The organism is Streptomyces sp. NPDC003691, assembly GCF_053981115.1.
On the sequence record NZ_JBSFNQ010000012.1, the window covers coordinates 111,199 to 124,101 of the forward strand.

The 12,903-nt window shown below is 67.9% G+C and carries 11 protein-coding genes and 1 tRNA gene; 2 read left to right on the plus strand and 10 right to left on the minus strand.

The features are described 5' to 3' along the window. Positions 1-52: 52 nt before the first annotated feature. The 9 genes from rpoB to ACWDR0_RS08910 all read right to left on the minus strand — a co-directional run bounded on the left by rpoB (position 53) and on the right by ACWDR0_RS08910 (position 9,627). Positions 53-3,535, minus strand: coding sequence for a DNA-directed RNA polymerase subunit beta (gene rpoB / locus ACWDR0_RS08870; RefSeq protein ID WP_456350944.1), 3,483 nt, complete (start codon positions 3,533-3,535; stop codon positions 53-55). Between the two features lie 691 nt (positions 3,536-4,226). Next, a complete protein-coding gene (gene rplL, locus ACWDR0_RS08875) occupies positions 4,227-4,613 on the minus strand; it encodes a 50S ribosomal protein L7/L12 (RefSeq protein WP_384717574.1) in 387 nt (128 codons plus the stop codon). Positions 4,614-4,721: 108 nt separating this feature from the next. Continuing rightward, positions 4,722-5,252, minus strand: coding sequence for a 50S ribosomal protein L10 (gene rplJ / locus ACWDR0_RS08880; protein ID WP_456350945.1), 531 nt, complete (start codon positions 5,250-5,252; stop codon positions 4,722-4,724). 344 nt (positions 5,253-5,596) lie between these two features. Continuing rightward, positions 5,597-6,532 (minus strand): hypothetical protein, encoded by a 936-nt coding sequence (locus ACWDR0_RS08885; RefSeq protein ID WP_456350946.1) that lies wholly within the window; start codon positions 6,530-6,532, stop codon positions 5,597-5,599. A 212-nt stretch (positions 6,533-6,744) separates the two neighbouring features. Continuing rightward, the gene (rplA, locus tag ACWDR0_RS08890) at positions 6,745-7,467 is read right to left on the minus strand and encodes a 50S ribosomal protein L1 (RefSeq protein ID WP_456350947.1); all 723 of its coding nucleotides are present in this window, start codon (positions 7,465-7,467) and stop codon (positions 6,745-6,747) included. Positions 7,468-7,568: 101 nt separating this feature from the next. Further along, complete coding sequence (gene rplK / locus ACWDR0_RS08895; RefSeq protein ID WP_116428045.1) at positions 7,569-8,003, minus strand: 50S ribosomal protein L11; 435 nt, start codon at positions 8,001-8,003, stop codon at positions 7,569-7,571. A 156-nt stretch (positions 8,004-8,159) separates the two neighbouring features. Beyond that, complete coding sequence (nusG, locus tag ACWDR0_RS08900; protein WP_456350948.1) at positions 8,160-9,071, minus strand: transcription termination/antitermination protein NusG; 912 nt, start codon at positions 9,069-9,071, stop codon at positions 8,160-8,162. Positions 9,072-9,164: 93 nt separating this feature from the next. After that, positions 9,165-9,446, minus strand: coding sequence for a preprotein translocase subunit SecE (secE, locus tag ACWDR0_RS08905; RefSeq protein ID WP_456350949.1), 282 nt, complete (start codon positions 9,444-9,446; stop codon positions 9,165-9,167). Positions 9,447-9,554: 108 nt separating this feature from the next. Next, positions 9,555-9,627, minus strand: a tRNA-Trp gene (locus ACWDR0_RS08910). A gap of 261 nt (positions 9,628-9,888) precedes the next feature. Here ACWDR0_RS08910 and ACWDR0_RS08915 point away from each other — a divergent pair. Together ACWDR0_RS08915 and ACWDR0_RS08920 are read left to right on the plus strand one after the other, a co-directional pair. Next, entirely contained in the window at positions 9,889-11,115 is a 1,227-nt protein-coding gene (locus tag ACWDR0_RS08915; RefSeq protein WP_456350950.1) for a pyridoxal phosphate-dependent aminotransferase, read from the plus strand. A 127-nt stretch (positions 11,116-11,242) separates the two neighbouring features. Next, positions 11,243-12,268, plus strand: a complete 1,026-nt coding sequence (locus tag ACWDR0_RS08920) for an adenosine deaminase (protein WP_456350951.1) — start codon at positions 11,243-11,245, stop codon at positions 12,266-12,268. A 30-nt stretch (positions 12,269-12,298) separates the two neighbouring features. Here ACWDR0_RS08920 and ACWDR0_RS08925 read toward each other — a convergent pair. Beyond that, the coding region (locus ACWDR0_RS08925; RefSeq protein ID WP_456350952.1) for a UDP-N-acetylmuramate dehydrogenase at positions 12,299-12,903 on the minus strand (605 nt) is incomplete at its 5' end.

Genomic DNA, 12,903 nt, shown 5'->3' on the forward strand with positions numbered 1-12,903 from the left:
CGGAGTCCTGGGGGCAGCGGCCGGGGCCCGTGAGGGGCCCCGGCCGGACCCGTCAGACCTCTTCGACGCTGCTCGGCTCGCGCCGGGACAGGTCGATGCCGAGCTCTTCCGCGGCACGGAAGACGTCCTCGTCGGTGTCGCGCATCTCGATGGACATACCGTCCGAGGACAGCACCTCCACGTTGAGGCACAGGGACTGCATCTCCTTGATGAGCACCTTGAAGGACTCGGGGATGCCGGGCTCGGGGATGTTCTCGCCCTTGACGATGGCCTCGTAGACCTTCACGCGACCGGTGACGTCGTCGGACTTGATGGTCAGCAGCTCCTGGAGGGCGTAAGCGGCGCCGTAAGCCTCCAGCGCCCACACCTCCATCTCACCGAAGCGCTGGCCACCGAACTGGGCCTTACCACCCAGCGGCTGCTGGGTGATCATCGAGTACGGGCCGGTCGACCGGGCGTGCAGCTTGTCGTCGACCAGGTGGTGGAGCTTGAGGATGTACATGTACCCGACGGAGATCGGGTCCGGGAACGGCTCGCCGGAGCGGCCGTCGAACATCCGCGCCTTGCCGGACGGCAGGACCATGCGGTCACCGTCGCGGTTGGGGATCGTCGACTCGAAGAGACCGGCGATCTCGTCCTCGCGGGCGCCGTCGAAGACCGGGGTGGCGACATTGGTGCCGGGGCGGACGTCGTCCGCGCCGATCGCCTTCAGCCGCTCCATCCACTCCTCGTTGCCCTCGACCTTCCAGCCCTGGCTGGCCAGCCAGCCGAGGTGGATTTCGAGGACCTGTCCCGGGTTCATCCGGGACGGGACGCCGAGCGGGTTGAGGATGATGTCGACCGGGGTGCCGTCCTCCAGGAACGGCATGTCCTCGATCGGCAGGATCTTGGAGATGACGCCCTTGTTGCCGTGGCGGCCGGCCAGCTTGTCACCGTCGGTGATCTTGCGCTTCTGGGCCACGTAGACCCGGACCAGCTGGTTGACGCCGGGCGGCAGCTCGTCGCCCTCCTCGCGGTCGAAGACGCGGACGCCGATGACCTTGCCGATCTCGCCGTGGGGCACCTTGAGGGAGGTGTCACGGACCTCGCGCGCCTTCTCGCCGAAGATCGCGCGGAGCAGGCGCTCCTCGGGGGTCAGCTCGGTCTCGCCCTTGGGGGTGACCTTGCCGACGAGGATGTCACCGGCGACGACCTCGGCACCGATCCGGATGATGCCGCGCTCGTCGAGGTCGGCGAGGACCTCCTCGGAGACGTTCGGGATGTCCCGGGTGATCTCCTCGGGGCCCAGCTTGGTGTCACGGGCGTCGACCTCGTGCTCCTCGATGTGGATCGAGGAGAGGACGTCGTCCTGCACGAGGCGCTGCGACAGGATGATCGCGTCCTCGTAGTTGTGGCCCTCCCACGGCATGAACGCGACCAGCAGGTTCTTGCCGAGCGCCATCTCGCCGTTCTCGGTGGCCGGGCCGTCGGCCAGGACCTGGCTCTCGATGACCCGGTCGCCCTCGGCGACGATGACCTTCTGGTTGACCGAGGTGCCCTGGTTCGAGCGGGAGAACTTGGCCACCCGGTAGGTGGTGTAGGTGCCGTCGTCGTTGCCGACGGTGATGTAGTCCGCGGAGACCTCCTGGACCACACCGTCCTTCTCGGCCTTGATCACGTCACCGGCGTCGACGGCGCAGCGGTACTCCATGCCGGTGCCGACCAGCGGCGCCTCGGCCGTGATCAGCGGAACGGCCTGGCGCATCATGTTCGCGCCCATGAGGGCACGGTTGGCGTCGTCGTGCTCCAGGAAGGGGATCATGGCGGTCGCGACCGACACCATCTGGCGCGGCGAGACGTCCATGTAGTCGACCTCGGCCGGCGGGACGTAGTCGACCTCGCCGCCACGGCGGCGGACCAGTACCCGGGCCTCGGTGAAGCGCAGCTCGTCGTTGAGCGTCGCGTTCGCCTGGGCGATGACGAAGCGGTCCTCTTCGTCGGCGGTCAGGTAGTCGACCTCGTCGCTGACCCGGCCGTCGACGACCTTGCGGTACGGCGTCTCGACGAAGCCGAACGCGTTGACCCGGCCGTAGGAGGCGAGCGAGCCGATCAGACCGATGTTCGGGCCTTCGGGGGTCTCGATCGGGCACATGCGGCCGTAGTGCGAGGGGTGCACGTCACGGACCTCGAAGCCGGCCCGCTCACGCGAGAGACCACCCGGGCCGAGCGCCGACAGACGGCGCTTGTGGGTGAGACCCGACAGCGGGTTGTTCTGGTCCATGAACTGCGACAGCTGGCTGGTGCCGAAGAACTCCTTGATGGAGGCGACGACCGGCCGGATGTTGATCAGGGTCTGCGGCGTGATCGCCTCGACGTCCTGGGTGGTCATGCGCTCGCGCACGACGCGCTCCATACGGGCGAGACCCGTACGGACCTGGTTCTGGATCAGCTCGCCGACATTGCGCAGACGACGGTTGCCGAAGTGGTCGATGTCGTCGGTCTCGACGACGATCTGGCTGCCGTTCTCACCGACCGTCTCGACCTCGCCGGCGTGCAGCTTCACCAGGTACTTGATGGTGGCGATGACGTCGTCGGTGGTCAGGACGCCCGCGTCCAGCGGCTCGTCCGCGCCCAGCTTCTTGTTGACCTTGTAGCGGCCGACCTTGGCCAGGTCGTAGCGCTTGGGGTTGAAGTAGAGGTTCTCCAGCAGCGTCTGCGCGGCCTCACGGGTGGGCGGCTCGCCCGGGCGCAGCTTGCGGTAGATGTCGAGCAGCGCGTCGTCCTGGCCCTGGGTGTGGTCCTTCTCCAGGGTGGCGCGCATGGACTCGTAGTCGCCGAACTCCTGCAGGATCTGCTCGGTGGTCCAGCCGAGCGCCTTCAGCAGGACGGTGACGGACTGCTTGCGCTTGCGGTCGATACGGACACCGACCATGTCGCGCTTGTCGATCTCCATCTCCAGCCAGGCACCCCGGGACGGGATGATCTTGGCGGTGAAGATGTCCTTGTCGGACGTCTTGTCGATGTTGGAGTCGAAGTAGACACCCGGCGAGCGCACCAGCTGCGACACGACGACACGCTCGGTGCCGTTGATCACGAAGGTGCCCTTGTGGGTCATCAGGGGGAAGTCACCCATGAAGACCGTCTGGGACTTGATCTCGCCGGTCTCGTTGTTGGTGAACTCCGCGGTGACGAAGAGCGGGGCGGCGAAGGTGAAGTCGCGCTCCTTGCACTCGTCGATCGAGTTCTTCGGAGGCTCGAAGCGGTGGTCGCGGAAAGTCAGCGACATCGACCCGCTGAAGTCCTCGATCGGGGAGATCTCCTCGAAGATCTCTTCCAGACCGGACTTGGTGGGGACGTCCTGTCCGCTGTCCAGGGCCGCCTCGACCCGAGCCTTCCACGCGGCATTGCCGAGCAGCCAGTCGAAGCTCTCGGTCTGGAGCGCGAGGAGGTTCGGAACCTCAAGGGGCTCTTTGATCTTTGCAAAGGAAATGCGCAGCGGGGCGGTGCTGGCGCCGTTGTTCGTATTCGCGGTCGAGGCGTTGCGCGAGGCGGCCAAGAGGGGGTCCTTCCGAGGGCTCGGACTCACTACGCGCGTACCGGTCCCAAGCCGGGCAAGGACTGAGAAACCCCAGGTCAGGGGTGGCTCGGCCCACTGTGCTCATGCGAGGGGATGCCCCTGGTGACGGGCAGGAGGCAGTTAACAGGCAGCGCAAAGGGTCAGTGTAGCCACTTGGCACACTGATGTCCAGTGCGGGCTTTTCGAGACCCTCGCTGCCCTCGTTGTTCTCATCTCCGCTACGCCCTCGCGCCCGGGAGGCGCACATCGATACTGCCCACTCGGCAACCGATCCATGCCTCGGATCCGGATCGGTTGTGACGACGCGTCCTGAGAATTGCGCGCTGCGTGCGGTTCGTCAAGGCCCCCTGCCCCGGACCTGCGGCCGAACCGCCACTGCCCGGGACGCACGGCCTCCTACGGCGCACCGGCCGCCACGGTGCTGCGCCGCCCGTGTCCGGATCCCGCCGTCCTGCCGGAGACGGCGTACGGAGATGATCACCATACTCGCCGCGGGCCCCGGCGCAAGCCGCCACGGCCCGGCCGTCACGGATACGACAAAGGGCGACCACCCGGTTGGGTGATCGCCCTTCGGCGGTGTCCCGTTACGTCCTGACGGAAGACGAGACGAGCCTCACAGTGTCCTCACGGCGTCGGAACGCCGTCAGAAGCGGTCTGCGGAGGCTTCGAGTCACTTGACCTCGACGCCGGCGCCGGCGGCCTTGAGGGACTCGGCGGCCTTCTCGGCAACGTCCTTGGCGACCTTCTCGAGGACCGCCTTCGGGGTGCCGTCGACGAGGTCCTTGGCCTCCTTCAGACCCAGGGAGGTCAGCTCACGCACGACCTTGATGACCTGGATCTTCTTCTCGCCGGCGCCCGTGAGGATGACGTCGAACTCGTCCTGCTCCTCGACCTCGGCGGCGGCGCCACCGGCGGCACCACCCGCGACGACGACCGGGGCGGCCGCGGCGGCGGTGACGTCGAAGCGCTCCTCGAAGGCCTTGACGAACTCGGAGAGCTCGATGAGGGTCATCTCGTCGAACTGCGCGAGCAGGTCGTCCTGGCTGAGCTTCGCCATGATGGCGTCCTTCCACTAATTCGGCTGGTGCCGGATGTACATAGAGGCGGGCGTACGATCGGCCCGCTGCGACCACCGCACGGCGCGGTGGTCAATGCGCGAGCCGAGTTACTCGGCACCGCCCTGCTCGTCGCGCTTGGCACGGAGCGCGTCCACGGTGCGGACGAGCTTCGACGGGAGCGCCTGGAAGAGGGAGGCAGCCTGCGACTGCTTGCCCTTCATGGCGCCCGCCAGCTTGGCGAGCAGAACCTCGCGGGACTCGAGGTCCGCGAGCTTCTTGATCTCATCGGCGGACAGCGCCTTACCGTCAAGGACACCGCCCTTGATGATCAGGTTGGGGTTGTCCTTGGCGAAGTCACGAAGACCCTTCGCCGACTCCACCGGGTCACCGGTGATGAAGGCAACTGCCGTCGGACCGTTGAACAGGTCGTCGAGCGAGGAGATCCCGGCCTCGTTGGCCGCAATCTTGGTCAGCGTGTTCTTCACCACGGCGTACTGGGCGTTCTCACCGAGCGAACGGCGGAGCTGCTTGAGCTGCGCCACGGTGAGACCCCGGTACTCGGTCAGCACGGCGGCGTTCGAGCCGCGGAACTGGTCCGCCAGCTCGGCTACCGCGGCAGCCTTGTCGGGCCTAGCCATGAGCGTCGGCCTCCTTCCGGGTGATGAGGACCGCGCGGACCCGAAGGAGGAAACTGGGCAAAACGAAACGCCCCGGCACAGGTGCACGGGGCGTAGCTCGACCGGACGGAAATCCGGGAGCTTCTCCACAGTCACCTGCGCGGGCCGTCCGCAGCTAGCGGATCCTTCGGCCGCCGCACCCTCTTACGAGCACGCGGCAACAACCAGCGGTCTTTGGCTTCCCCAGGAGCGTACGCGACGGAATCGGGCGAAAGCAAATCGCCTCCCGTCCGGGGCCGGACGGGAGGCGGTTCACCGGAGCCGGGGCCGGCCGGGACACCGGCCGGCGGCGCGGGGACGGTCCCTTACGGGGTGACCCCGGCCTCCTTCATGGCCTTCATTGCGTCGGCGGCCTCCTTCATGACCTGCGCGAGGTCGAAGGTCTCGTTGGCCGGCGGAGGCGTCACAGAGGCCTTGGCGCCGTAGTCGGAGTAGTTCGCGACCGTCGTGATCGGACCCTCCTTCGTCGTCATCGTCATATCGGTCTTCACCGGCAGACCGTCCTTGTTCACCCACATCTGGGTGGCGTAGGAGGTGATCCCGGCGTCCTTCAGACCTTTGACGAGCTGAGCCCGCTCCTGCTTATTCAGCACCAGGGACTCGTTGTTGGCCACCATCTCCTCCAGGGAGATCGTGCCCTTGTAGTGCTGGGTGTCGACGCCGTTCAGCTTGACCGCGCCGACGTGCTTGATGCTCTTGGACTCCAGCAGCATCGCGATCTGCTCGGCCGGGCTCTGGTCCATGCTGTCCAGGCTGTTGGTGAGCTGCTTCTGCATCGCCGCGTCACCGGACTGCTTCGCCGCGGCGGCCAGGTCAATCTTCATCCAGCGCTTGCCGTCCATCTCCTTGGCAAGCTCGGCACCGGCGTCCATGTACATGACGTTGTCGACCCACACCATGCGGAACTGCTCGGGAGCACCGGCGGCCGCCGCGAAGTCGGCACCGGAAACCGTCATGTCCATCGCCATCGGGTCCCAACCCATGACGCCGGTGATCTTCGTCTCGCCGCCGCCGTCGAACTCCTTCGACTTCGGCATGTTCATCACCATGTCGACCTTCGCCGACTTGGCCTCCTCGGTCTTCTTGTACGAAGCCTTGAGGACCTTGGTGAGCTCGGCGCCGGACTGGAGCTTGCCCTCCGCGCCGTCCTTCTTGTCGTCGCCGCCGCACGCCGACACACCGGCGATAACGGCGACCGCCGTCAGGGAGAGGCCCGCACGCCTCCATATGGACTTGTTCATGTCCCGCCCTTGTTCCTGCTGATGTCTTCTCTGTGAACTCTTCGAACCGTAACCCATGCCACCGACACGAATCCCGAATACCCCCCTTATCACCCGGAAACGGCCCGGGGAGCAGGCCGCAGGCGGCCCGGAAAACGCACCGGTCCCCGCGCCTCCGAAGAGACGCGGGGACCGGTATGAGCACTGCGCGCGAACCCGCGGCAGCCGTCGGATCAGACGGCGGCCGGGTCCTCCTCGACGAGGAGGTTACGGGTGCGGTTGGAGTCCAGCGGGATGCCGGGGCCCATCGTGGTGGTCAGGGTCGCCTTCTTGACGTAGCGGCCCTTCGCGGCGGACGGCTTCAGACGGAGGATCTCCTCCAGCGCCGCGGCGTAGTTCTCCACCAGCTTGACCTCGTCGAACGAGACCTTGCCGATGATGAAGTGCAGGTTCGAGTGCTTGTCGACGCGGAACTCGATCTTGCCGCCCTTGATGTCGGTCACGGCCTTCGCGACATCGGGGGTGACCGTACCGGTCTTCGGGTTCGGCATCAGACCACGCGGACCGAGCACCCGGCCGAGGCGGCCGACCTTGCCCATGAGGTCCGGGGTGGCGACGACGGAGTCGAAGTCCAGACGGCCCTTCGCGACCTCGTCGATCAGCTCGTCGGCGCCGACGATGTCGGCGCCCGCGGCACGCGCGGCCTCGGCACGGTCACCGGTCGCGAAGACCAGGACCCGGGCGGTCTTGCCGGTGCCGTGCGGAAGGTTCACGGTGCCACGGACCATCTGGTCGGCCTTGCGCGGGTCGACACCCAGACGCAGGGCAACCTCGACGGTGCCGTCGAACTTGGTGGACGAGGTGTCCTTGGCGAGACGGACGGCCTCCAGGGGCGCGTACAGGCGCTCCCGGTCGATCTTGGCGTCCGCAGCGCGGAAAGTCTTGCTGCGCTTCACTTCTGCTCCTGGTGTGTTTCAGGTGTGGAGTCGTGGTGCGGACCAGCGCTTGGCCCTACCACTAAAGGTCAAACGGGGTGCGGACGGCAGTCCGCGAACCCTTATCCCTCGACGGTGACGCCCATGGAACGAGCCGTACCCGCGATGATCTTCTCCGCGGCGTCCAGGTCGTTCGCGTTCAGGTCGGGCATCTTCGTCGTGGCGATCTCGCGGACCTGGTCGCGCGTGAGCTTGGCGACCTTGGTCTTGTGCGGCTCGCCGGAGCCCTTGTCCACACCAGCGGCCTTGAGGATCAGCTTCGCGGCCGGCGGAGTCTTGGTGATGAAGGTGAAGGAACGGTCCTCGTAGACCGTGATCTCCACCGGCACGACCATGCCACGCTGCGACTCGGTCGCGGCGTTGTAGGCCTTGCAGAACTCCATGATGTTGACGCCGTGCTGACCCAGGGCCGGGCCGACCGGCGGAGCCGGGTTGGCCGCGCCGGCCTGGATCTGGAGCTTGATAAGCCCCGTGACCTTCTTCTTCTTGGGAGGCATTGCTCTCTCCGGGTCCTAGTGAGAGTTTTCAGCACCCCACCCGATCATCCGGATGGAGGCATACCGCCCAACGATAACGGGTATCGTGCGGCGGTTAAAAACCGACAGGTCAGGACCGCCTTTGCGGGCGGTCCTGACCTGGTCGGAAGCTCTGTGTCAGTTCTTCTGGATCTGGTCGAAGCTCAGCTCGACCGGGGTCTCGCGACCGAAGATCTCGACCAGACCCTTGACCTTCTTCGAGTCCGGGTTGATCTCGTTGATCGTGGCCTGGAGGGTCGCGAACGGACCGTCCGTGACCGTGACCGAGTCGCCGACCTCGAAGTCCAGCACCTGGACCTCGACCTTGCGGGCCGGCACCGGCTCGCCCTTGGCCTCGGCGGCCTCACGGGCGGCCTTCTCCTCCGCCTCCGGCGCGAGCATCTTCACGATCTCGTCCAGGGTCAGCGGGTACGGGTCGTAGGCGTTGCCCACGAATCCGGTGACGCCCGGAGTGTTCCGGACGACGCCCCAGGACTCGTTGGTCAGGTCCATACGGACCAGGACATAGCCGGGAAGCTTGTTCTGGCGGACGTTCTTGCGCTCGCCGTTCTTGATCTGGACGATCTCTTCCTCGGGCACTTCGGCCTGGTAGATGAACTCCTCGACGTTCAGCGAGACGGCGCGCTGCTCCAGGTTGGCCTTGACCCGCTTCTCGTACCCGGCGTAGGTGTGGATCACGTACCACTCGCCCGGGAGGGTGCGCAGCTCCTCACGGAGCGCGGCGATCGGGTCGACCGGCTCCTCGGCCTCAGCCTCGGCTTCGGTCTCGTCCTCGTCGGCCTCGTCGTCCTCGGCGTCCGCCTCGTCGGCGTCCTCAGCCTCGTCCTCGGCGCCTTCGGCGGCCTCGTCCTCGACATGCAGCGCGGCCTCTTCGGCCGGCTCACCGGCGGCCTCGTCCGCAGCTTCCGCCTCGTCCGGGTCGACGGAGTCCGCAGCCTCAACGATGTCGAGCTCGTCCTCGGCGGACTCCACGGACTCGAAGCTCGCGTCGTCCGGCTCGACGGCCTCGTTCAGGTTCGGGTCAGACACGGTGGCTGCTTCTTCCTGGATACAGATGGGTGGAACATGCGGAAAGGACAGCGTCCCGGTACGCACCCGGTGACGCCGCCCTTATTCGCGGGATCAGCCGAACACGTACGAGACGAGATCCTGGAACCCATAGTCAATCACGGTCACGAGGCCGATCATGATGACGACGAAGATGATGACCACGGTCGTGTACGTCGACAGCTGCTTACGCGTAGGCCAGACGACCTTGCGGAGCTCGGCGACGATCTGCCGGTAGAAGAGCGCGAGACGGCCGAAAGGCCCCTTCTTGCCGCGCTTGCCGCCCTTGCGGGTCTTCTCCTTGGGAGCCTCGTCCTCGGCATCAGGCGTGTCGATGGAGCCCACGGCATCCGTCACTTTCTCTCACCTGATTCCGGGTCGTGGCCGTGCCGCGCCCGGTGGAGCCGCACGGCGGATCAATGAATCTACGTACATGCGCACACAACCTGGCGGAGGTGTGTGTAGCAGGGCCGGAGGGACTTGAACCCCCAACCGCTGGTTTTGGAGACCAGTGCTCTACCAATTGAGCTACGACCCTTTGTGACTTCCCCAACCTACAGCATCACGGAAGGTTCCCGTGAAGCCGTCGGTGAGGTGCCAACGACGAGTGAGTGTACGTGGTCCCGGGGCCGACGTCGAACAGACAACGCTGCCGCGGTTCTTGTCACCCACCTGCGGGGTCCGGTAGATCGTTTCTTCGAACCCGCTCCCCCGGCCTCCCGGGGGACCGCCGCCGGGCCCCTGTCCGGGCTGCGAAACGGGTGTGCCGCACCGTTTCCGCGTCTGGGACGATGGACGTATGAGCGCTGCTACCTCTCCCGCCGAGCGCCGGGTCTCCGCCCGCATCGGTGCGATCTCCGAGTCCGCGACCCTCGCCGTCGACGCCAAGGCGAAGGCCCTCAAGGCCGCCGGGCGTCCGGTGATCGGCTTCGGCGCGGGCGAGCCCGACTTCCCGACGCCGGACTACATCGTCGAGGCGGCCGTCGAGGCCTGCCGGACCCCGAAGTACCACCGCTACACCCCGGCCGGCGGGCTGCCCGAGCTGAAGAAGGCCATCGCGGCGAAGACGCTCCGGGACTCCGGCTACGAGGTCGACCCGGCGCAGATCCTGGTGACCAACGGCGGCAAGCAGGCGATCTACGAGGCGTTCGCGGCGGTCCTGGACCCGGGTGACGAGGTCATCGTCCCGGCCCCGTACTGGACCACCTACCCCGAGTCGATCCGGCTGGCGGGCGGTGTCCCGGTCGATGTGGTGGCCGACGAGACCACCGGATACCGGGTCTCCGTGGAGCAGCTGGAGGCGGCCCGTACGGAGCGTACGAAGGTCGTCGTCTTCGTCTCCCCGTCCAACCCGACCGGCGCCGTCTACAGCCGTGAGGACACCGAGGCGATCGGCCGCTGGGCCGAGGAGCACGGCCTGTGGGTGCTGACCGACGAGATCTACGAGCACCTGGTCTACGGCGACGCCTCGTTCACCTCGCTGCCCGCCGTGGTGCCCGCGATCCGCGAGCGCTGCCTGGTGGTGAACGGGGTGGCGAAGACGTACGCCATGACCGGCTGGCGGGTGGGGTGGATCGTCGGCCCCAAGGACGTGATCAAGGCCGCGACGAACCTCCAGTCGCACGCCACGTCGAACGTCTCCAACGTGGCCCAGGTCGCGGCGCTGGCCGCGGTCTCCGGCGATCTGGACGCGGTGGCCGAGATGCGGACCGCCTTCGACCGCCGCCGCCGCACCATCGTGCGGATGCTCAATGAGATCGACGGTGTGGTCTGCCCGGAGCCGGAGGGCGCGTTCTACGTCTACCCCTCGGTGAAGGAGCTGCTGGGCAAGGAGATCCGCGGGCAGCGCCCGGCGACCTCCGGGGAGCTGGCGGCGCTGATCCTGGACGAGGCCGAGGTCGCGGTCGTCCCCGGTGAGGCCTTCGGCACCCCTGGCTATCTGCGGCTGTCGTACGCCCTGGGCGACGACGACCTGGTGGAGGGCGTGTCCCGGATCCAGAAGCTGCTGGCGGAAGCGAAGGCCTGAGCCGTCCCGCCACCGCGGCGGCCCCCGGACCGGATTTTTCCGGTCCGGGGGCCGTTTTTTCGTTCGGGCAAGCGCCCGATCAGGGAATACGGCTGCCGAGCGGCTCCGGTTGCGGCAGGATCCGAGGATGGAACGCGTACGTGACGTCAGCCTGCTCCCCAAGGCCCATCTGCATCTCCACTTCACGGGTTCGATGCGCCCCTCGACCCTGCTGGAACTGGCCGACAAGTACGGCGTCCATCTGCCTGACGCGCTGACCGGCGGCGAGCCGCCGAAACTCCGGGCCACCGACGAGCGCGGCTGGTTCCGCTTCCAGCGGCTGTACGACATCGCCCGGTCCTGTCTGCGGGCGCCGGAGGACATCCGGCGGCTGGTGCGGGAGGCGGCCGAGGAGGACGTCAAGGACGGTTCGGGCTGGCTGGAGATACAGGTCGACCCCACCTCGTACGCGCCGATGCTGGGCGGCCTGATCCCGGCGATGGAGATCATCCTGGACGCGGTGGACTCGGCGAGCCGGGAGACCGGGCTCGGGATGCGGGTCCTGGTGGCCGCGAACCGGATGAAGCACCCGCTGGAGGCCCGGACCCTGGCCCGGCTGGCCGTCCGGTACGCGGACCGGGGCGTCGTCGGCTTCGGGCTCTCCAACGACGAGCGCCGGGGCATGGCCCGCGACTTCGACCGCGCCTTCGCGATCGCCCGGGACGGCGGGCTGCTGGCGGCACCGCACGGCGGCGAGCTGACCGGCCCGTCGTCGGTCCGCGACTGCCTGGACGATCTGCGGGCCTCCCGGATCGGCCACGGGGTGCGCGCCGCGGAGGACCCGGAGCTGCTGCGCAGACTCGCCGACCGCGGGGTGGCCTGCGAGGTCTGCCCCACGTCGAACGTGGCGCTGGGCGTCTACGACAAGCCCGGGGACGTACCGCTGCGGACCCTTTACGAGGCCGGTGTCCCGCTGGCGCTGGGCGCGGACGACCCGCTGCTCTTCGGTTCCCGGCTGGCCGCCCAGTACGAGGTGGCCCGCCGCCACCACGGCTTCACCGATACGGAGCTGGCGGTGCTGGCGCGGCAGTCGATCGGGGCGTCGGCGGCGCCGGAGCCGGTGCGCGGGAAGCTGCTGGCCGGAGTGGACGCCTGGCTGGCCGCGACGCCCTGACCCCGGCCCCGGCGCTCGGGCGGCGCGGGTTCAGAGGGTCACACCGACCGTGACCGGCTCGTTGACCAGGGTGACGCCGAACGCGTCCCGGACGCCCTCGACGACCTCGCGGGCGAGGGCCAGGAGGTCCTCGGTGGTGGCGTCGCCGCGGTTGGTCAGGGCCAGGGTGTGCTTGGTGGAGATGCGCGCCGGTCCGGCGCCGTACCCCTTGGTGAAGCCCGCCCGGTCGATCAGCCAGGCCGCGGACGTCTTGGTACGTCCCTCCCCCGCCGGGTAGGCGGGCGGTGCGGCGTCGTCGCCGAGCCGCTGCCGGACCCGGCCGAGGAACGTCTCGTACGCGGCTTCGTCGAGGACCGGGTTGGTGAAGAAGGACCCGGCGGACCAGGTGTCGTGGTCGTCGGGGTCGAGGACCATGCCCTTGCCGGCCCGGAGCGCGAGGACGGTGGCACGGACCGCGTCCAGGGGGGCCCGGTCGCCGGGGCCGACGCCGAGGGCACGCGCGGTCTCGGCGTAGCGGACGGGCGCGGAGAGTCCCTCCGCGTCCTCCAGCCGGAAGCGGACCCGGAGCACGACGTAGCGGTCGGGGTGCTCCTTGAAGAGGCTGTGGCGGTACGAGAAGCCGCACTCGGCGTTGC